Below are 22073 nucleotides of genomic sequence, written 5' to 3'. Positions count from 1 at the left end.
AAAATTTCCATACTATAACATAACCAAGTCTTAAACAATTATTAGTATTAGCTAAGTTGTCCTACTTTAAATTCTTTGTAAAATATTAAATCTAATTTTTAACTTTTTTAGATTGCGCATTAGTAGATGAAGGATTCATATTACTAACCGTTTCAATATACTCTTTATAAATTTTGGTATTTATAATTTGCCTATTACTTGTTTTGTTTTTAATAATTTTAGAAGTACCAATTCTATCTGCGCCAGCATCTATATATTTTATTGCAGTATCAAAATCTGCAATACCACCAGATGCTTTAATTTTTGCCTTATTTCTAATTGTTTTTTTAATAATTTTAACAGCAGTTAAAGTGGCACCACTTTTAGAAAACCCCGTTGAGGTTTTAATAAAGTCTGCTTTTGCATCTAAGCAAATTTCACAGGCTTTTATAATTTCATTTTTATTTAATTCTGAAATTTCTAAAATAACTTTTAAAGGTGTTTTACCTATAGCTAATTTAACATCTGTAATATCTTTAAGAACAGATACATGATTTCTACTTTTTAAGTAGCCTAGATTAATAACCATATCAATTTCATCGGCTCCATCTTCAATAGCTTTTTCTGCTTCGTAGACTTTAGCTTCAGTAGACATACTTCCTAAAGGAAACCCAACTACAGTACAAACCTTTACATCCGAATCTGCAAGAAACTGTTTTGCTAAAGAAACGTAACAACTGCTTATACAAACGCTGTAAAAACGATTTTCTATTGCAGTATTACATAATTCAATAATATCACGTTCGGTTGAAGATGGTTTTAATAATGTATAGTCTATGTATTTGGAAATTTCCATGTGTATTGAGTAGGTTTTTTTTTGTTAAAGATTAAATCCTTGAGGAATGGATTAAAATCAAATTGCTATTAATTAAAATTTATATACTTAAATATATCGTCTAGCTAAATTATTAATTTATATCAAATAATCGATAAAAAATCATAATTTTTAGATTAACGGTAACTTATTTTAATTAATAACTAGATATACGACCAAAAAGTATATTCTGGACGGTTTATTTTATATTTAGTTTAAAAGGATTAAAATTTTTTGTTATATCGAATAAAAAAGCAACGCTTATCTTTAAATAAGACTTGCGTTGCTTTCCAACTAACCAACCAAACTAATAGACTATTTAAAAACTAAATAGTTACAAATAGTCTATGAATATTGTTATAACTCTTCAACTACTAAGTCGCCTTGATTTCTAAAAACTAACTTATCATCAAAAGCATCTAATAGAATAATACTATCTGTAGTTACTTTACCTGATAAAATTTCTTTACTCAAAGCATTTAATACTTCTTTTTGTATGACTCTTTTAACAGGTCTTGCGCCATATTCTGGATTATAACCTTTATCTGCTAAATAAGCTACAGCTTCAGGTGTCGCATCAAACGTTATACCTTGTTGTGCAATCATTTTAGTAACACTTTTAAGCTGCAAATCAACAATATCAATAATGTTTTCTTTGCTTAATGGTGTAAACATAACTGTATCGTCTATTCGGTTTAAAAACTCTGGACGAACCGTTTGTTTTAATAATGCTAACACATCAACTTTTGCTGCTTCAATAGCCGAATCGATATCCTTTGTGGCCTCAAAACGGTCTTGAATAATAGTACTTCCCATATTTGATGTCATAATAATGATTGTGTTTTTGAAATCAGCAACACGCCCTTTATTATCTGTTAAATGGCCTTCATCTAATACTTGTAATAAAATATTAAACGTATCTGGGTGAGCCTTTTCAATTTCATCTAAGAGTACAACAGAATACGGCTTACGTCTTACAGCTTCTGTTAACTGTCCGCCTTCATCATACCCAACATACCCTGGAGGCGCTCCAACTAATCTACTTACTGCATGACGTTCTTGATATTCACTCATGTCTATACGAGTCATGGCATTATCATCATCAAATAAGTATTCTGCTAGCGCTTTTGCCAATTCGGTTTTACCAACACCTGTAGTTCCTAAGAATAAAAAGGTTCCTATTGGTTTTTTAGGATTTTGTAAACCTGCTCGACTTCTTCTAACAGCATCACTAACAGCTTCGATTGCTTCATTTTGACCTACAACACGTTTATGTAATTCGTCTTCAAGTTTTAAAAGCTTTTCGCGTTCACTTTGTAGCATTTTTGTAACAGGTATACCTGTCCATTTTGCTACAACTTCTGCAATATCATCATAGGTTACTTCTTCTTTAATTAATGATGTTTCAGAGTGCTCTTGTAATTGTTTTTGATAGATTTCAAGTTGCTCTTGGGCTTCTTTAATTTTACCATAACGTAATTCGGCTACTTTACCATAATCACCTTCACGCTCTGCTTTTTCTGCTTCTATTTTATAGTTTTCAATAGCTTGTTTTGTGTTTTGAATATTGTCTACTACTTCTTTTTCAGATTTCCATTTAGCATTAATCTCGTTACGCTGTTCTTTAATATTTGCTAAATCTGAACGTAAAGATTTTAACTTCGTTTCGTCCTTTTCTCGCTTAATGGCTTCAATTTCAATTTCTAACTGCATGATTTTACGATCCAAAACATCTAATTCTTCGGGTTTTGAATTGATTTCCATTCGTAGTTTAGAAGCTGCTTCATCCATTAAATCGATGGCCTTATCAGGTAAAAAACGATTTGTGATATAACGTTGTGATAATTCTACCGCACCAATAATAGCCTCGTCTTTAATACGCACTTTGTGATGTGTTTCATACTTTTCTTTAATACCACGAAGTATTGAAATAGCACTCTCTGTATCAGGCTCATCAACCATTACCTTTTGGAAACGACGCTCTAATGCCTTGTCTTTTTCGAAGTATTTTTGGTACTCATCTAAAGTGGTTGCACCAATAGCACGAAGTTCGCCACGGGCTAAGGCTGGTTTTAAAATATTAGCTGCATCCATAGCACCTTGACCACCACCAGCACCAACAAGTGTATGTATTTCGTCAATAAATAATACGATATCACCATCGCTTGTTGTTACTTCTTTAATAACAGCTTTTAAGCGTTCTTCAAACTCTCCTTTATATTTCGCACCTGCAATAAGTGCTCCCATATCTAAGGCAAAAATTTGTTTGTCTTTTAAATTTTCTGGAATATCACCATCAATAATTCTATGTGCTAAACCTTCTGCAATGGCAGTTTTACCAGTTCCTGGCTCACCAATAAGTATAGGGTTGTTTTTGGTTCTGCGTGATAGAATTTGAAGAATTCTTCTAATTTCTTCATCACGACCAATAACAGGATCTAGTTTCCCATCTTTTGCTAATTGATTTAAGTTTTTAGCATATTTATTAAGCGAATTATAAGTTTCTTCTTGACTTTGAGAGGTTACATTTTCTCCCTTACGCAATTCGTCTATGGCAGCCTTTAGGCCTTTTTCTGTAACACTTTGATCTTTTAGCATTTGTCCTATTTTGCTTTTGGAATTAAAAACAGCTAGTATTAAATGCTCTATTGATACATAGTCGTCTTTCATTTTTTTAGCAATGATAGATGCCTCGTTAAGTGTTTTTCCTGCTTCTCTTGAAAGCATGAGTTCGCCACCAGATACTTTTGAAAAACTCTCTAATTGTTTATCTAAAGCTTGTTCTAAAATTGATACGTTTACATTCAGTTTTTTTAAAAGGAATGGTAATACGTTTTCATCAACCTCGAAAATCCCTTTGAAAATATGTTCGTTTTCTATTTGTTGATGACCGAAACCTTGTGCAATTTGTTGCGCTTGCTGTATGGCTTCTTGCGATTTAATTGTATAATTGTTTAAGTTCATTTTATTAAGTTTTGTTTATTCCTGTTATGCCAGGATTATCATTTTTCTTTTCTTTTTCTAATTGTAAAACAGAAATCTATTTTATTATTTTAATTTTACATCTTGTATAAGACAATAATCTTACCAAGTCATTTTAAAAGACAAAATGTCGCTTTAAGTCTTGTTATTAGTGACTTTTTGTCGGTTTGTAAGTTTTGTTAATGGTTTCGACTGACTTAAACGAGATTAAAATTTTAATGGTTTGAGTTAGCGCAAAAGCGTTTTGCGTTAGGGATTGCAAAGAAAAGCCCACAGCGACTTTTTTTAAGGGAGCGAGGACTTGTAATGTAAAGCCCGACCCTTGTGGTAACGCCATTATATTAAGTTGATATACCTTATTAAAAATTGAAAAGAAAAAAGTATATGGGAATTATAAATAAATTATTTGGCGGAAATGCTGAACCAAAAGAAGAAAAAGTATTGCCTTGGATTCCTTTAAGTGAATTATCGCAATTAGAGACTATAAATGATAAATCGAGCACTAAAACGCAGGTGATTTTTAAACATTCTACCCGTTGTGGGATAAGTAGAATGGTAATGAATCAATTTGTAGAAGCTTATGGTTTAACTGAAAATGATATAGATTTGCATTATTTGGATTTGCTAAATTACCGTGAGGTTTCCAATGAGGTTGGCTACAAATTTCAAGTCTTGCACGAATCGCCACAAATTTTGGTTATTAAAAACGGGGTAGTGGTTACACATGCTTCTCATGGTGCTATTAATGATGTAGATTTAAACCGTTTTGTTTAAAGAACATTTTAAATAAAAAAACTCCCGACTTAATCGGGAGTTTTTTTTATCTAACAGCATAGGAATTAATTATATCCTTGAGTTGTAATTTTAAATCTTCGCCAGTATCATAAACCATTTGCTCGTTACTAGGAAAGGGTACACGTATGTTATTTATAAGTGTTATATCATTATTGTTTAATGCACGTTTATCGCCTCTATATCTTGCAAAAACAGATTCGAAAACAAACTCACTATCTATAGGGAAACTGTTTAAAGTTTGATTTAATTTTAAATCTTTATAAACAACATTGCCTATAACTTGAGCAGATTTTATTAGGTGAGTTTCCATTACTCTTGCTTTTACTCTAACTATTTTATCTACTTTAATGTATTTACCTAAACTATCTTTTACAGCATTGCCATTGCGGTCTTTTTTATACTCGTAACCATCTATTATATTTCTTTCTCTTATGTATTCTTGCTTATTTACGCGTTCTGGCGATATATTTATGCGCTTTAAATCTAGATTCATAGCATAATCATAATTTAAATTTGTTACAGGATTTGTGTGATATACACTCCAAAACTTATTTAATCCATAGGTGTTAAAGTTTAGTAAATCATTTTCTAAACGATTTGGAATTATTTGTTGTGTTTCGTTATTAATAGATACTATAATGTAATCTGTACCACGTTGGTGAGCTTCTTCTAGGAGTTCGCGTGTGTTTTCGTAATTAGGGTTTATACGCTCTAAATAACTTAAAGTATTGTAAGCATCTCTAATTTTTATTTTGTCTTCAAACTCTAAAAGGCTAAGCCCTTTTTCATACATATAATCAGAAACGTTTGCTTTAGCAATAGCTATATCATTACTATAATTATTAAAATTAAAGTTTATGTTTTTACCTTCTACAGATAAAGGTAAAACAGGTTTTATAGCATTTTGGCGTGCATTTAAATCTAGATACAATTCGTATATAGCTTTGTAAGCCTCTGGGTTATTATCTTTTTTTAAATGTGCTATAGTTGCTAAATCGCGTTCAACAACTTTGTAATAAGCATCTTGTAACATAATTACATAATCGTATTTACGTTTTTTATGTTTATTAGTTTCTAATTTTTTTAAAGCCGTAGATATAGCTTGGTCGTAATTACCAGAATTAACAGCTTTTTCAACTTGTTTTCTTGTATTACATGAAAACATGAATACTGCGAAAATGGATAAAAGTAGTAGTTTCTTCATAATCTTATTATTTGGTTATATATAAATATTTCAATTATGATGCCAAACTAGAAAACGCCCTTAAACATTAGCTTAAGAGCGTTTTTATTATTTTAAAATTTTTAAGATTTACTTCTTGTAAACTGGCAATAATTTAGTTGATACTTCGCCAAAACCTATTCGAGTTCCATCTTTTTCGCAATACCCTCTCATAATAACTGTATCGTTATCATTTATAAATTTACGTTCGGTACCATCTTTAAGTGTAATAGGTTTTTGTCCTTTCCAAGTTAATTCTAACATGGAGCCATAACTATTTTCTGTAGGACCAGAAATTGTTCCGCTTCCCATCATATCACCTGAGTTTACTGGGCAGCCATTAATTGTATGGTGAGCAAGTTGTTGTGACATATTCCAATACATATATTTAAAGTTGGAGTTACTCACTACATTTTCTTTAGATCCTTGTGGTTGTATGGCTACTTCTAAATTAATGTCGTAACTCTTTTTACCTTTAAATTTAAGATAATCAAGCTGTTTTTTTAATGGTTTTGGGCTTTCTACCTTGTACGGCTCTAAGGCATCTAATGTCACTATCCATGGTGAAATAGATGTAGCAAAGTTTTTAGCTAAGAATGGACCTAAAGGCACATATTCCCATTTTTGAATATCGCGGGCGCTCCAATCATTAAGTAAAACCAATCCAAAAATATACTCTTCGGCTTCAGCAATTGGAATAGGCTCACCTAAATCGTTGGCATCTGTGGTAATAAAAGCCATTTCTAATTCAAAATCCACCAATTTACTTGGCCCAAATACCGGCTCTGTTGCTCCGTTTGGTAAGGTTTGTCCTTGTGGTCTGTGTACAGGAATTCCAGAAGGAATAATAGACGAGCTTCTACCATGATACCCAACAGGAATGTGTAACCAGTTTGGCAATAATGCATTATCTGGATCTCTAAACATGGTTCCTACATTGGTGGCATGCTCTATACTTGAATAAAAATCTGTATAATCGCCAATTTGTACAGGAAGTTTCATTTCAATTTCATCTAAACGGAAAAGAATAGTTTCTTTATGTTTGGTATTCTTTTTTAAAGTTTCGTTGTTGGCATCAAAAATTTCGGCAATTCTATTTCTAACAGCACGCCAAGTTTTTCTTCCATCAGCAATAAAATCATTTAGTGTATCTTGTAGAAAAATATCATCGGTAAGCGGAATGCCTTCAAAATAACCTAATTGGTGTAAAGCACCTAAATCTATAGCTGTATCACCAATACGTGTACCTATTGTAATAATATCATCACGTGTTAAGAATACACCAAAAGGAATATTTTGAATGGGGAAATCTGAGTTTTTGTCTACGTGTAACCACGAAGTTCTATCTGGATTGTTAGCGGATAATGGCATAACTTTTTATATTAAAGGGTTATTGAATTCTTATCAAACCTACACATTTTTTTTATTTAATTAGAAAAAATACTCTAAAAAATGCGTTAAATTTAATCGTTAATAAACCGTTGAAAACTTAAAAGTAATTCTACTTTTTTTATTACTAATAACTAATCTATTTCCTATTTTTGCACATTATTTAACTAGAACTCTATTTTATGCAACGCGACGAACAAATTTTTGAACTTATTCAAGCTGAAAAAGAACGCCAATTACATGGTATTGAACTTATTGCATCAGAGAATTTTGTAAGCGACCAAGTTATGGAAGCAGCAGGCTCTGTATTAACAAATAAATATGCAGAAGGCTACCCAGGAAAGCGTTATTATGGCGGTTGCGAAGTAGTTGATGAAGTAGAACAAATAGCTATAGATAGAGCAAAAGCTTTATTTGGAGCAGCTTATGTTAACGTACAACCACATTCTGGTAGTCAAGCTAATACAGCGGTTTATCATGCTTGTTTAAATCCTGGAGATAAAATTTTAGGATTCGATTTGTCTCATGGTGGGCATTTAACACATGGATCGCCAGTAAATTTTTCAGGTAAATTATATAAACCTTCATTTTACGGTGTAGAGCAGGAGACAGGTGTTTTAAATTACGATAAAATTCAAGAAATAGCAACAAAAGAGCAACCAAAGCTAATTATAGCAGGAGCTTCAGCTTATTCTCGTGATATAGATTTTAAGCGTTTTAGAATTATTGCAGATAGCGTTGGTGCTATTTTATTAGCAGATATCTCACATCCAGCTGGTATGATTGCTAAAGGTATTTTAAATGATCCGCTTCCACATTGTCATATTGTAACTACAACAACTCATAAAACACTTCGTGGACCAAGAGGTGGTATGATAATGATGGGTCAAGATTTTGATAACCCATTTGGTATCAAACTTAAAAACGGAAACTTACGTAAAATGTCATCACTTTTAGATTCTGCAGTATTTCCAGGAAACCAAGGAGGACCATTAGAGCATATAATTGCAGCAAAAGCTATAGCTTTTGGAGAAGCATTAACAGACGATTTTTTACATTACCAATTACAAGTAAAAGAAAACGCAGCAGCTATGGCAAACGCTTTAGTTGCTAAAGATTATAATATTATTTCTAACGGTACAGATAACCATTGTATGCTAATTGATTTACGTAATAAAAACGTATCAGGAAAACAAGCAGAACAAGCTTTAGTAAAAGCCGATATTACTGTAAATAAAAATATGGTACCGTTTGATGATAAATCACCATTTGTAACTTCAGGTATTCGTTTAGGTACGGCTGCTATTACTACTCGTGGTTTAAAAGAAACAGATATGGCTGCCATTGTAGATTTAATTGATGAAGTAATTACTAACTTCGAAGATGAGGCTACACTAGAGGCTGTTAAAGTAAAAGTAAATACCATGATGAAGGATAAACCTTTATTTGTATAAAACTAAGTCTTAATTGGCTTGAGTGTTGATTAAAAGAATCCTGCTTTATAGCGGGGTTTTTTGTTTTTGGCGTTACCACAAGGTTTGGGCTTTACGCTACTCAATCTTTTTTGAATAATAAAAAAGGATTTTAAACATACCTCTCAATCCCTAACACGAGTATTTATTTGCTTAAGTTTATAAGCTAAAATATATTTTATAGATTATAAACTTAAGATGCTATAAGCGCTATAAAGCTGTATGTTAGTAAGTTGAAATTTTATTGTATATTAGAGTATGAATTTACCAGATGAATTTTATCAGATAATTATTTTAGTTATTGCTATAAGTGTAGTTTGGACTTTTGTAACTTACTTTACCAAAACCAAGAGTGATAAAAACTTTCGTAGCAGAAGAAATAAAAGAGTAAGAAGACAGTCATAATTAGCAAAACAATTAATTTATATATTCATACCTGGAAATTATTTATAGGTTTACATGGTATATGCCCAGATAAGAGGCCTACTATTCTTATTTTTTTAAAGGATTTTTTTTGTATATAAAAATCGAAAGAAAATCTGCAGAAACTTTTAAGTACATAGAGAAACATCAATAAATATATACGTTATAGTATTAAGTTTATTTTTCTGCTTGTTTTAAAATCCAATCCATAAGTTCATCTTTATTTAATGTATTCCAAGTTGTTTGAGCATTCCTTTTTTGTGATGGATTATCTTCGGATTGTAAAACGATTAATTCTGTGTTTTTATTTCCAGCAAGTTCCAATTCGGATAAAAATCCAACTATATCTGTTGCATTGTTTTCATACAACGTTCTATAATACTTTGTTAACCTGTATTTAATTGCGGGCTCTATGTAGGCTCTTATAGCATAGTTTTTATAAACTTTAATGTTTCTATTCTTGTCATCAAAGTAGCTATATGGTGAGAAATCATGATAACTTTCAGGCGAAGTCTTGGGTGTCCCGTTCAAATTTGTTTCCAACATATAATTAATAAATCTTGGTTCCCAAAGGTTAATTTTATTAATTTTTATGTCTCGTTTATGCTGATACCATTTTCTTGTCCAATCCAAAGTGAAATTACAGATAATAACACCTTTTATTTCAGGTTGAAATATATACTCATCTTCCTTCAAACATTTAATAAATCTCATAGCTCTATGTCCTACCAAACTAGATCCTAAAAAGAAAACATTTTTATTTGGCAAATTATGTTTAGCAAAGGCTTCTTGAATTAGTTTGTGTGTTGAGTGAATAGATGTTTTAGAAAAGTAAAAATCAAAAGGAATTTCAGTTGAAACCGATAGCACCGCAAAACCATTTTTATTAGCTAAATTATACATCTGCTTACCATTCTTATTCTTTTTATCATATCCAGAATCCTCAAGAAAAATGATTACACCTTCAATAACTTTATCTTCTGGAAGCATTAGCATATAACCACTTTGTATATAAGGCAAGAAGTCATTTTCTCCTATTCCAATTTGTAAGCTATCTTTTTTTATGGGTTGATAATGCTCAATTATTTTTTGCGAAAAGGACTTCTTACCGAAAACAATCAATAAGATTAGTAAAAGGAAAAGTTTAAAAGTTGTTTTTTTTATCATTTATTTCAAATACGTACAATGTTTTTTATATAATTATTTATGTGTTTCAGTAACTAATTTAGCAAATAATAGACGAATAGATAATCTGTAAAGGTTTTCATAAGTTTATGATAACTAACCAGTTAAAATTTAATGGTATAAGTTTAGAAACCATTAAATCTTGTTAGATAATTAGAAAAAATTAATTAATCAATAAAATCTTCAGCTTCGTAAGTAGATAAATTTGTTGACTTGTAGAAAGGGCAAAATGCCGTAACACTTGCAAATAAGAACATGATTGAAATGATAATCAATAAAACCCCGAGAACGCCTCTAACTCCTCCAACAAAAAATAAGGTTAAAAGTATTAGAACAACAACAAATCGAATTATTCGATCAAAATTGCTCATGTTTCTTTTTAATTTTGGCATAAGATATTAGGTTTCTTAATTAATTTAGGGCTACTATTTGTTTTTTTAGTAACAAAAATGGTCGACCAATATAGAATATTATTAAAAAACAAAAAAATAAACATTAATAAAAACGTTGAATAACAACCTTTAAGCTTATTCTTATTCAGGAAAGGTAATATGTTGGTATGCACCCAAATCAGTAGATGTAGTTCTGTTTACATTCAATATATCAACAGGAACTTGTAGTGCAAAACTAGCTAAACCCTTGTTTATACAAGCTGAATCATCACCAATTATTAGCATATTGGCATCTGTATCTTTAAAATTTGGATCTTGGTTAAAAATATTGTTTTCATATTTTGTAGTATCATCAAAATTGTAATTAACACCAGTAAAACTATTATTGGTGTCGTTAAAACGTATTAAACAATTAGTAAACTTAAAATTAAATACAACACTTTCGTCTTCAATTTCATCAAGTAAAATTTCAGGATTATCATTTCCGTAAATAATACAGTTATTAAAATTAGCTTCGGTTAAATCTGCAATGGTTGCATTGTTATCTTCATCTAACACAAAATTATTTAAAAGTAGGGCAGGAAATTGCCTAAATCCAGCGTTCCAATAATTGGCTATAGTAGCGTGAGTAAAATTATATTTTCCACCCAAAGTGCCTGCAAACGATGATAAGCCAGAATTATTAATAACGACGTTTTCGCCATTTATAGAGGTATTTCTTCCCAATATACCAAAACTGCTAGAGTTGTAAATTTGAGAGTTGGTTACGGTTAGTTTGTCGTTTGTTTCGTCTGGATTACCATCAGATAAAATACCAATTGTTGAATTTTTAATAGTCGTGTAATTAATGGTATTATTAATACTGCCATCCAACAACCAAATAGTTCCCCATTGCCCTGGTACACCAGAAAAATTAGGTTCTAAACGATCGCCTTCAAAAATAACTTCATTTTCAAGTAATTCTTGGTCGTTACTATAAGCGCCGTTTACATTAATAGTTGCTCCATTTGATACTATAATACCCGAATTGTCATGAAAATGTAAACGTGCACCAGCATTTATGGTTAATGTCTCTCCGTTTGGCACAGTTGCAAAACCATAAATAACATAGGGTTTATCATTGGTAAATGTAAGCTCTGTTGGTAATAATTCCCTGCCTTGTAATTCGGTTTCAACAATCTCGCCACCAATATCTAGTGTTAAGGTTTCAATAACTTTGGTTGTATTATCTCTATCTGGATAAATGAAAATAGCATCTTGTACTAATGTAACTAACTCTACTGTTTGGAGGTTTGATCCTGCATCAAATTGAATTTTATCTGTATATAAATAAGTACCATCTGGATTTGGGAAGTTATTTATATCGATAGTAGATTCAATAAAAACAAACAAACTGTCTTTTGCTAAAATTTCAATATTATTAAAGTTTTTTCCAGCAATGCCATCAACACTTAATCTGTAATTTGAAGTTTCACCCAAAGCTAAACCAATAGATGGTATAGAAATATCATTATCACTTTTATTATATACCTTTAAATTATACGTACTAGAACCAATATTAGTGAAAATGGTATCTAAATAAACAGTATCTCTAGAGAATTCCAAGTTTCCAGTACTAGGAGTGTATTCAAAATCTTTGCGACAAGAACTCCATAGCATTAAAACTCCTAATGTAATTGTAAAGTATAAGTAACGTTTCATTTGAATACAAAAATTTTGATGGCTAAAAATATAACTTTTGAAATTATGATTTAGTATGATACTAATGTTTTAATCAAATAAATCAACAATTTCTTTAGGAATTCTTGTTGGACGCTCTGTTTTAGTATTTACAAAACACCATATTGTTTCTGATTTGGCAAGCAATTTATTGGTACTTGCGTTATACATTTCTACAATACGGGTGTATTTTACACCTTCTGCTTTTGCGACGTAAGTTTTTAAATTAATAATATCATTCAAAAAAGCAGCACTTTTATATTCAATAAAATGTGATAGTAAAAACCAACCATATTGATTTTGTATTTCTGCAGAGGCCTTAGACTGCCAATGTGCTTTGGCTATATCTTGTACCCATTGCACATAATGTACATTGTTTACGTGGTTTAAATCGTCTATATGTTCTTTAGTAACTACTAAAGTTGTTTCGAATGTGTTCATTAAATATAAATAGAATTTTTACAGATTATAATGATTCTTTAATCATTTATTAAACTGTCTTGTATTGTTAAATCCCAAGTAATTTCATAAGACTCATTTGGTTTTAAGGTTTGCAAACCAATTTTGTTATTAAAACTATCTGAAACTCCTGTTGTAGGTTCTATAGCAATATTATTAGCTTTTGGTGGAGTATATAATTGTAAAAAATTATTTTCAGCAGATGAAGTCATTATTAACTCATACTTTGGTGTTTTAAACTTAATTTCATCAGAGTCTAAAACCCAGCAATCATCTAATTTCTGATCTTTTACATAAAAATCTGTAATAGGATCAATATCCTTAAAACCATCTGTTATATTTCGGTTTTCCATCAGAATTTTTTTTGTAGAGTCAAAACATATAACACTATCATATAAATTATCACTTAAAAAATAAGGATGCCAACCAAGTGTAAAAGGAAACGTTTTTTGTGATGTGTTTTTAGCAGTAACAGTTAATGAAACTGTATTTTTAGTAAAAACATATTTTAACTGAATATTATAAGTATATGGAAAACCTATAGAAATACCAGTTTCATTATACTCTAGAACAACAGTTGCAGATGTTTCGCTCGTGCTTTTTTCAATTACTTGAAATGGTTTATTAAAAACTAAACCATGAAGCGCGTTGTTTTCTTCTTTAAGATTTGTTTCAAATTGATGTTTTTCACCTTTATATTTATAAGCACCATCTTTTATTCTATTTGCAAAAGGAAATAATATGGAAGATGCATAAGTTAAATCGTAAGTTAATGGTGCTAAATTTTCTATTATAACATGACCTTTTAAAGATAGTTCTTGTAAAGTGCCACCATAGTTATTAAAAAGTTTGGCATAAAGTTTAGTGTTTGAATGTTCAACTTCTATGATATTATTATCTTGATTATGCTTTATTTTATACACGATATATTAATTTTATTTAATCTAATAAACGCTGTTAATTAGTCTATTAGAATTGTTTATTTAAAGTTGTTATTTTATATAATTTAATTAAAGAATTTTTAACTTAGATAAAAATTTATATTTTATATATAACAGTCTTTATTATATTTTGTAAGTAGTTCTCAATTTCAAAACTAACTTCAAAAGTGTTTATCTACTTAACAAATAAAAATCATTTTTGTTAAATACCAATATTCTCAATTTGCATATAGTTAGAGATTAAAAACCACATAACAAAAATTGCTTTATCTTTTTTTTTATTTATTGTAGGTTTATAATAAAGTGTCTACTGTTGTTTTATTATTACTTATTATGATGTTATAAATAGAACGTATTTTATTTTTTTGTAAAGCCTTAAAAAGTATTAAATATCCAATAAAATAGATGATTTACATACATTAAAAAGTTTCTGTTTTCTTCTTATTTTAATCATAAAACATCAAATATATATATTAATTTTAACAAATTACCTACAAGAGTTTACTAGTTGTATTTTATTTATTAAGAGATAAATTAATGTGAAAAAACAGCAACAAATTACAATAGAATAATTAGATATGTGTGACTCATTAATAAGGGGATTCAATATTAAATTATAATTATTTAATTATATATTTGAAGCTTTACAACTAACTAAACTGATACAATTATTATGACAGCAGGATTCGAAATGTGGGACTATGTAGTCTTTGTTGCTTACGCTATTCTTATTTTGGGAGTAGGGTTATGGGTTTCTCGAGATAAAGAAGGGCACCAGAAAAATGCAGAAGATTATTTCTTGGCAAGTAAATCTTTACCATGGTGGGCTATTGGAACATCGTTAATTGCAGCAAATATTTCGGCAGAACAGTTTATAGGTATGTCTGGCTCTGGATTTGCGTTAGGTATTGCAATTGCTTCTTATGAGTGGATGGCGGCCTTAACTTTAATTATAGTTGGAAAATACTTCTTACCTATATTTATTGAAAAAGGTCTTTATACTATACCAGAATTTGTTGAAAAACGATTTTCAACGAATCTTAAAACAATATTGGCTGTATTTTGGTTGGGTCTTTATGTTTTTGTGAATCTTGCATCTGTTTTATATTTAGGTGGTTTGGCTATTGAAACCATCATGGGCGTAGATATGATTTATGCCATTATAGGTTTGGCTTTATTTGCCGCAGCATATTCATTATACGGTGGTTTATCGGCTGTTGCATGGACAGATGTTATACAGGTTGTGTTTTTAGTACTTGGCGGTTTGGTCACTACTTACTTAGCGTTAAATACGGTTTCTGGAGGTGAAGGTGTACTTGCTGGTTTCTCTAAAGTGTGGGAAGCGGCACCAGAAAAGTTTCATATGATTCTTGAGGAATCGAATGATAATTATGTAAATCTACCTGGTATTTGGGTATTGGTTGGTGGTTTATGGGTGGCTAATTTGTACTATTGGGGATTCAATCAGTATATTATCCAAAGAACTTTGGCAGCCAAATCGTTAAAAGAATCTCAAAAAGGTATTTTGCTTGCTGCATTTTTAAAGCTTATAATTCCTTTAATAGTAGTTATTCCTGGTATTGCAGCCTATGTTATGGTTAACGACCCGGCAATTATGGCTAATTTAGGAGAAGCTGGCATGTTAAATACGCCATCTACAGAACAAGCAGATAAAGCCTACCCTTGGTTATTGCAATTTTTACCAACAGGGCTTAAAGGTGTTGCCTTTGCTGCTCTGGCAGCAGCAGTTGTGTCTTCATTGGCATCTATGCTAAATTCAACATCTACCATTTTTACAATGGACATTTACAAACAGTATATTAATAAAAATGCCAATGACAAAACAACGGTCAATGTTGGTCGTATATCTGCCGCAGTAGCTTTAATTATTGCTGTTATTGTGGCGCCACTTTTAGGTGGTATTGATCAAGCTTTTCAATTTATACAAGAATACACAGGTATTGTAAGCCCTGGGATATTAGCAGTATTTTTATTAGGGCTCTTCTGGAAGAAAACAACAAACAATGCAGCTATATGGGGTGCCGTTTTGTCAATTCCAATTGCATTAGCGCTAAAGTTTATTCCTATTCCTGTTTTTGAACCTTGGATGCACCAAATGGGAATTACAGCTGTTTTAACCATGATAATTATAATGGTATTGAGTAATATACAAAATAAAGGAGCTAATGACACTAAGGGCATAGAGATTACCAAAGACTTATTTAAAACAACACCTTTGTTTAATATTGGGGCTATGGTAATTTGTATTTTACTAGCAGTATTATATGCTTTATTTTGGTAGAAATAAAATTTTTAATTTTATAAAACAGGTGTCATTTAGCAATGTTTAATTTATTTTAAAAATTATAAACATTTCTTTTGTTAGATATGTAGTTAATTTTATATTTGCACTCCGGAAAACAGAAATGTTTTCTCTGAGGGCTCTTAGCTCAGCTGGATAGAGCACCTCCCTTCTAAGGAGGCGGTCGCAGGTTCGAATCCTGCAGGGCTCACAAAAAGCTTCACTTCAAAAGTGGAGCTTTTTTGTTTTATAATTTTTATATTATGAATAATAACTTTACAAATGAATTTTTTGGAATAGGTATTCAAAATGGAAAAACACCTGAAAACCTCGGAGTTTTGTGGCGTTCGGCACAAAATTTAGGTGCTAGCTTCATTTTTACTATTGGAAATCGTTATGCAAAACAGGCTAGCGATACACATGATGCTGTTAAAGCGATGCCTTATTTTCATTATGATACGTTCGATGACTTTTATAATAATCTACCAAAAGGAGCACGATTAGTAGCTGTAGAACTTACCGATACAGCTGAAGACTTAGAAACGTTTAATCACTCTAGACGTTGTGTTTATTTACTTGGCGCAGAAGATCATGGACTATCTAAACAAGCCATTGAAAAAGCACACTTTTTAGTTAAGTTTAAGTCTGAATTAAGTCTGAATGTAGCCGTAGCTGGTAGTATAGTGTTATATGATAGAGGAATAAGTAAGCCTAGATCATAAACCTAGTTTAATTAATGGTTTCTTTTAATTGGTTGTTTCTAAAGCAACGCTCTTCACCAATAAAATTTGGGTCGCCATGCTTTTCAGACCAAAACCCTTCTAAAACATCTTTGGAAATACATTTATAAACGACAACTCCTTTAAAAATAGTGTTTTCACTCTTATAGTTAAAGTTTATAACAAGTATATTATCTTTAAAAAAACCATTTCCAAATTGCTCTTGTGAGTTATTAATTAACCATTTAGCTTTTATTCTTTGGTTTTCATCTAAAGCTAAATTAAGTATGCCTTTATAGCTACTTAATTCAGCATTTTGATTAGTACCAGTTATAGAATATTCACCCACAAGTTCTTCAAGCGTCATAGTTTTAAGTTTTATACTTTACTGGTAATAATGACTATTTTTTGATTATTCATATCTGTGGTAAAAAACAAATATGATAAACCGCCATCATTTATTTTAAACTTCTTCCTTATTTGTTGTACCGTTTCTGGGAAGTTTCTTGTAGTGATATTAGCTTTTTGTATTGCTAAGTTTTTAATAGCTTTTTTGTTATAAGGTATAACTTCATCAATTTTAAAAGTTCTTCCAGGAAAATCAATACGTTCGTTACTCGTGTATAAATGCGAATGTTTATGTAGTTTTAAAACTTTTAATTGTAGCGATACTTGATTAAAAGCACCAGCTTTTAAAATAGCAGCATTAGGCTCGTACAAATAGGTGAGTGGTAAGCTGTATTGAGCTTCAGTAGTTTTTTCTTCGTCTAAATTAAACTTAAAGTGTTTTGTGTTATTCTTTTTAATGTTTACTGTTTCTATAGTAATAGCTTCTTTAAAACCAAGCTTAAGCACCCATAACAATTCCTTTACTTCGTTATTTACTGCTACTATGTGAATCGTTTTTACATGTTTTAACTCTCCAATTCCTATCGATAAATCTAATAGTGGAGATGTTTTTATTAAAATGTTTTTGGAGTGTGTAAAAAGCGTATCCAGATGTTTAGGAACATTAGGTAAACAATCGTTTAAAAAGAATACTTTTCCTTTGCTATCATGCCTTCTAGATGGGTCAATATAAATCCAATCAAATATTTTGTTTGAATTTTTTAAATATACAATACCGTCTGTTTTAATAGTTTCAATATTATTAACCTGTAACTGTTTGTAATTATGGCTAACAATTTCTGATAGGTTATCATTTATTTCGCAATGCGTTACCAATTTAAACTGTTTAGAAAAGTAAAAACAATCAACTCCAAAACCTCCTGTTAAATCAATTATTGAATTACCTTTTAGCAATTCCGATTTGTATTTTGCAGTAGTTTCAGAAGAAGTTTGTTCAATATTTAATTTATTTGGGTAGTAAATATTTGCTGTATCATACCATGTTTTAAGCTTTGTTTTACTTCTATTTCTGGCTTCAATTTGCTCAATAATAGATTTAGTATCAACATCAATAAACGAAGTTCCTTTAAGCAATAAATCGCTAATTACGGAATTCTCATTATTATTTATAAAATATTGTATATCAGTATTTAAAATTGATTTATTCAAAGTGTAACTTAAAGGTTTTGAGTCAATTTTTTTACGATTTTATTTTCAGATAAAAAGGCTTTTAAAATCACTTTTATAGCTGTATAAGCAGGAATAGCAATTATTAAACCAATTACACCAAACAAAATACCTGTAATTAAAATAACCAAGAATATTTCAAGAGGATGCGATTTTACACTTTTTGAAAAAATAACAGGTTGGCTTCCAAAATTATCAACTAATTGCCCAATCATAAAAACAATAAAAACCCAAAAGGTTTTAGGTAATATCACATCGCTGAATGATTGACCAAGATTGCTAGTCATTGTTAAAGTTAACATTAAAAATGCCCCTACTAACGGACCAACATAAGGTATAAGATTTAATAATGCACATAAAAATGCTATAACAACGGCATTTTCAACCCCTATTATAAGTAAACCAATCATGTATATTATAAATAGAATAAGAATCTGAAAAATAAGTCCGACAAAATATCTTGATAGTAAATCTTTAATTTTGGTAGATGATGTTTTCCAACGCGATTCTTTATTATCTGGAATAAACGTTAAAATGCCATTTTCAAATAAACGGCTATCTTTTAAAAAGAAAAAAGATATAAATAATACCGAAAATAGTCCAACACTAAAGCTGCCTAAGCCACTAATTACAGAGTTTAGTAAATCTGGAATTAAAGAGAAATCTATTTTTGAAAGAAGGTTTGACTCTTTTAATGATTCTTCAACATCAATTTGATGCAAATCAAAATAGGTTATAATCTCACTATATAAATTCTCAAGGTTTGTTTGTAGTTCTTCTATATTTAAAAGCGATAGATTCTGGCCTTGTTTTATAATTAATGGTATAAACAACCATACTAAGCCAATAAAAAGGCTTAATAGTAGTAGCATAGTAACAATTACGGCAATAGTATTTTTAAACTTTAATTTTCGTTCTAAAAATAATACGATGGGTCTTCCTATTAAAGAAATTACAGAAGCAATAGCTATATAGCCAATTACAGATTGAATTTGGTATAAGAAGAAAAGCAATATTACAACACCAATAATAATGCCCACAGCTCTTAAAATACCGTTAGAAATTGTGTTTGAATTCATAAAGTAAATATATAAAACTGTTTACAAAAGTTGTTTGGTAATTTCATATAAAGCAATATTGGTTGCTTGTACCACATTCATACTGCTATTTTGACCAAACATATTAATATGAATAATATTATCGGAAGCATTTAGAATTTGTTCTGAAATTCCAAAATTCTCATCACCAATAACCAAAGCAATGGGTTGTTCTTTTAAAAATTGAACTTTATGAATGGGTTTGCTGGATTCTGTAATTTCTAATGAAATGATTTGATAATTATCTAATTTAAACTGTTTAACAACATCTGAAGCAGATTCTAAAATTTCGAAATTAACAACTTTCTCTGTTGCCCTAGAAGTTTTTGCCATTTTACGACCTAGCTGTATATTGTCTCCACAAAGTATTAGTTTTTCAATACCAAAAGCATCAGCTATTCTAAATAAACTACCAATATTTGGTGCATTGGTAACGTTATCGCAAATTAAAGTAATTGGAAACTGTTGTTTTTTAAAGTTGGTGTTGTAGTGAGTTAGTTGCAATTCATTTAGAATTTAGTTTTCAAAAGCATATTTAACAATGTTAGCGCCCATTTTAAGAGCTTTTTCTCTAACATCTGCAGGATCATTATGCACTTCGGTATCTTCCCAACCATCGCCTAAATCACTTTCATAGGTAAATAATAATATTAATCTGTCTTCATTAAACAGTCCAAAAGCTTGTGGGCGTTTACCATCATGCTCATGTATTTTAGGTAAACCATTTGGGAATATGTAAACACTACTAAAAATAGGATGATTTGTTGGTAATTCTACCAAATCTTTATCAGGAAAAACTTTTTTAAGTTCTTTAGTAATGTAAGGTTCCATACCATAATTATCATCAATATGTAAAAACCCGCCAGACATTAAATAATTATATAAGTTTTCGGCATCTGTTTCGCTAAAAAAGACATGACCATGACCTGTCATGTGTAATAATGGGTATTGAAAAATATCTGAACTTCCGGTTTCTACTGTTTGTGGTTTGGGATTTATTTTGGTATTAATATTTTCGTTACAAAATTTAATAAGGTTTGGTAGTGCAGTTGGGTTGCCATACCAATCGCCACCACCTTTGTATTTTAAAATAGCTAGGTCTTGACTGAAACAGAAAACCGAAAAGATGAAAAAGAATAAAGAAAAATATAATTTCATATAAAACTATTCATTTATAAAAGCGACAGAATGACAAGCTACAATAGCCGCTGTTTCTGTACGCAATCTAGTTTCTCCCAAAGTTACAGGAATAAAATTGTTTTCAAGTGCTTTGGTAATTTCTTTAACAGAAAAATCGCCCTCTGGTCCAATTAAAATAGTAATATTGGTATTTGGCTTTAGTTGTTTTTTTAAAGATTTTCTATCGGTTTCTTCACAATGTGCAATAAACAAATCGCTTTCAAAATTTTGATTAATAAAATCTTGAAACGATATAGCATCATTAAGTTTTGGTAAATAACAATTTAATGATTGTTTCATGGCCGATTGCAAAATACGCTCAAAACGTTGTGGTTTAATTACTTTACGTTCGCTATGATCACAAATAATAGGAGTGATGCTATCTATGCCAATTTCTGTTGCTTTTTCTAAAAACCATTCATAACGATCGTTCATTTTTGTTGGTGCAACGGCCAAATGTAAATGATACTTACGTTTTGGTTGCAGCAATTTAGAAACAATGGTAGCAGTACATTTATTAATATTAGGAATTGAAATTTCTGCAGTAAATAGCCAGCCTTTTCCATTTGTAATATGTACTGTGTCGCCAATATTTTTACGTAACACTTTTACAATATGCTTACTTTCTTCTTTTTCAAAAGTAAACTGCAAAGTGTTTTCGTTTATGTCTGGACTATAAAAAAGCTGCATTAGTGTTTTGTTTCAACAATTTTTAAAACTTCAATTTCAGAAATGTCTTTTGGTTCATGAGTTTTTAAAACCACATAATACCAGTTTTCTGATGGAATATCTATTGTAAAAATATCATTTAATTCATGACTATCATTTAAAACTTCATTTTCAAATTCAGAATGCATTTCGCCTTTTACAAACCAGCCTAAGTCACCACCTTTATTAGCATTGGCATCCATAGAATATTGTTTTGCTAAAAAATCAAAAGGAGCACCATTATGGTATTGAGCAATAATTTTTTCTCGCAATGCATTAATATTATTTAAAGTTTGTTTTGAGCCATCAAGATAAATGTATGCTACTCTATGATACGTTTTTTTGCTTTTATTAATTACTTTATAGTATGTTTTTTCAAACTCACGCTCATTAACTTTTGTTCCGCCAACACTAAGTTTAAACAGTTCTTTAGCTAAAATGGTTTTATGCTTTTCTTCATTAAAAGTTATGAGTTTATTTTTTTTTGATTTTTTAGTTTCCAAATATTCCTCAGCTTGCTCAGAGGTTTCAAGAATTTCTATTTCTTTTTCTGTTGAAGTTTGAGCGGTTAAAAAAGTAGATGTACTAACTAATAATAAAATAAGTAGTTTTTTAAACATAAATGTAGGTTTTAAATTCAATTTCAAATTTAAAAGGAATA

20 protein-coding genes and 1 tRNA gene are annotated in these 22073 nt (G+C 30.2%); 5 read left to right on the top strand and 16 right to left on the bottom strand.

Annotated features, from left to right (window positions below):
* Positions 1-91: 91 nt before the first annotated feature.
* The gene (gene deoC, locus Q0842_RS07425) at positions 92-835 is read right to left on the bottom strand and encodes a deoxyribose-phosphate aldolase (protein WP_298496227.1); all 744 of its coding nucleotides are present in this window, start codon (positions 833-835) and stop codon (positions 92-94) included.
* 375 nt (positions 836-1210) lie between these two features.
* Positions 1211-3817 carry an ATP-dependent chaperone ClpB gene (gene clpB / locus Q0842_RS07420; RefSeq protein WP_298496225.1) on the bottom strand — a complete coding sequence of 869 codons (2607 nt, stop codon included), beginning with the start codon at positions 3815-3817 and terminating at the stop codon, positions 1211-1213.
* 402 nt (positions 3818-4219) lie between these two features.
* Here clpB and ytxJ point away from each other — a divergent pair, with 402 nt between their 5' ends.
* Positions 4220-4609, top strand: a complete 390-nt coding sequence (gene ytxJ, locus Q0842_RS07415; RefSeq protein WP_298496324.1) for a bacillithiol system redox-active protein YtxJ — start codon at positions 4220-4222, stop codon at positions 4607-4609.
* A gap of 46 nt (positions 4610-4655) precedes the next feature.
* Here ytxJ and Q0842_RS07410 read toward each other — a convergent pair whose 3' ends face one another.
* Both Q0842_RS07410 and fahA read right to left on the bottom strand, forming a co-directional pair.
* Entirely contained in the window at positions 4656-5834 is a 1179-nt protein-coding gene (locus Q0842_RS07410; RefSeq protein WP_298496222.1) for a hypothetical protein, read from the bottom strand.
* A gap of 108 nt (positions 5835-5942) precedes the next feature.
* Positions 5943-7223 (bottom strand): fumarylacetoacetase, encoded by a 1281-nt coding sequence (gene fahA / locus Q0842_RS07405; RefSeq protein WP_298496220.1) that lies wholly within the window; start codon positions 7221-7223, stop codon positions 5943-5945.
* Positions 7224-7423: 200 nt separating this feature from the next.
* Between fahA and glyA the strand changes: the two genes are divergently transcribed.
* Positions 7424-8695, top strand: coding sequence for a serine hydroxymethyltransferase (gene glyA / locus Q0842_RS07400; RefSeq protein ID WP_298496218.1), 1272 nt, complete (start codon positions 7424-7426; stop codon positions 8693-8695).
* Between the two features lie 618 nt (positions 8696-9313).
* On the opposite strand, the gene Q0842_RS07395 is transcribed toward glyA, so the two are convergent.
* From Q0842_RS07395 to Q0842_RS07375, 5 genes are all read right to left on the bottom strand, one after another.
* Positions 9314-10303 (bottom strand): hypothetical protein, encoded by a 990-nt coding sequence (locus Q0842_RS07395; RefSeq protein ID WP_298496215.1) that lies wholly within the window; start codon positions 10301-10303, stop codon positions 9314-9316.
* Between the two features lie 185 nt (positions 10304-10488).
* Entirely contained in the window at positions 10489-10713 is a 225-nt protein-coding gene (locus Q0842_RS07390) for a DUF2892 domain-containing protein (protein WP_298496213.1), read from the bottom strand.
* 141 nt (positions 10714-10854) lie between these two features.
* Complete coding sequence (locus tag Q0842_RS07385; RefSeq protein ID WP_298496210.1) at positions 10855-12414, bottom strand: hypothetical protein; 1560 nt, start codon at positions 12412-12414, stop codon at positions 10855-10857.
* Between the two features lie 69 nt (positions 12415-12483).
* Complete coding sequence (locus tag Q0842_RS07380; RefSeq protein ID WP_298496208.1) at positions 12484-12873, bottom strand: thioesterase family protein; 390 nt, start codon at positions 12871-12873, stop codon at positions 12484-12486.
* Between the two features lie 38 nt (positions 12874-12911).
* Positions 12912-13814: an aldose 1-epimerase gene (locus Q0842_RS07375; protein ID WP_298496205.1), complete on the bottom strand. Its 903-nt coding sequence runs from the start codon at positions 13812-13814 to the stop codon at positions 12912-12914.
* 691 nt (positions 13815-14505) lie between these two features.
* Between Q0842_RS07375 and Q0842_RS07370 the strand changes: the two genes are divergently transcribed.
* The 3 genes from Q0842_RS07370 to Q0842_RS07360 all read left to right on the top strand — a co-directional run bounded on the left by Q0842_RS07370 (position 14506) and on the right by Q0842_RS07360 (position 16856).
* Complete coding sequence (locus tag Q0842_RS07370; protein WP_298496203.1) at positions 14506-16134, top strand: sodium/sugar symporter; 1629 nt, start codon at positions 14506-14508, stop codon at positions 16132-16134.
* A gap of 137 nt (positions 16135-16271) precedes the next feature.
* Positions 16272-16345: transfer RNA gene (locus tag Q0842_RS07365), tRNA-Arg, on the top strand.
* Between the two features lie 52 nt (positions 16346-16397).
* Entirely contained in the window at positions 16398-16856 is a 459-nt protein-coding gene (locus tag Q0842_RS07360) for an RNA methyltransferase (protein WP_298496200.1), read from the top strand.
* 7 nt (positions 16857-16863) lie between these two features.
* On the opposite strand, the gene Q0842_RS07355 is transcribed toward Q0842_RS07360, so the two are convergent.
* Genes Q0842_RS07355 through Q0842_RS07325 form a run of 7 tightly spaced genes read right to left on the bottom strand, consistent with a single transcriptional unit; the run spans position 16864 to position 22032 of the window.
* A complete protein-coding gene (locus Q0842_RS07355) occupies positions 16864-17220 on the bottom strand; it encodes a hypothetical protein (protein ID WP_298496197.1) in 357 nt (118 codons plus the stop codon).
* Between the two features lie 11 nt (positions 17221-17231).
* Positions 17232-18410 carry a class I SAM-dependent methyltransferase gene (locus Q0842_RS07350; RefSeq protein WP_298496194.1) on the bottom strand — a complete coding sequence of 393 codons (1179 nt, stop codon included), beginning with the start codon at positions 18408-18410 and terminating at the stop codon, positions 17232-17234.
* Positions 18411-18418: 8 nt separating this feature from the next.
* The gene (locus Q0842_RS07345; RefSeq protein ID WP_298496191.1) at positions 18419-19507 is read right to left on the bottom strand and encodes an AI-2E family transporter; all 1089 of its coding nucleotides are present in this window, start codon (positions 19505-19507) and stop codon (positions 18419-18421) included.
* Between the two features lie 21 nt (positions 19508-19528).
* On the bottom strand, positions 19529-20029 hold the full coding sequence (locus tag Q0842_RS07340) for a TrmH family RNA methyltransferase (RefSeq protein WP_298496188.1): 501 nt from the start codon (positions 20027-20029) through the stop codon (positions 19529-19531).
* 12 nt (positions 20030-20041) lie between these two features.
* The gene (locus tag Q0842_RS07335) at positions 20042-20683 is read right to left on the bottom strand and encodes a DUF4159 domain-containing protein (protein WP_298496186.1); all 642 of its coding nucleotides are present in this window, start codon (positions 20681-20683) and stop codon (positions 20042-20044) included.
* 6 nt (positions 20684-20689) lie between these two features.
* Entirely contained in the window at positions 20690-21394 is a 705-nt protein-coding gene (locus Q0842_RS07330; RefSeq protein WP_298496184.1) for a 16S rRNA (uracil(1498)-N(3))-methyltransferase, read from the bottom strand.
* Positions 21394-22032 (bottom strand): peptidylprolyl isomerase, encoded by a 639-nt coding sequence (locus Q0842_RS07325; RefSeq protein ID WP_298496182.1) that lies wholly within the window; start codon positions 22030-22032, stop codon positions 21394-21396. The genes Q0842_RS07330 and Q0842_RS07325 overlap by 1 nt, the downstream gene beginning before the upstream one ends.
* Positions 22033-22073 lie beyond the last annotated feature (41 nt).

Origin of the sequence: uncultured Algibacter sp. (assembly GCF_947495675.1) — a bacterium.
GTDB lineage: Bacteria > Bacteroidota > Bacteroidia > Flavobacteriales > Flavobacteriaceae > Algibacter_B.
Note: the sequence above shows the minus strand (reverse complement) of the source record. Positions and strands in the feature narration are given on the sequence as shown.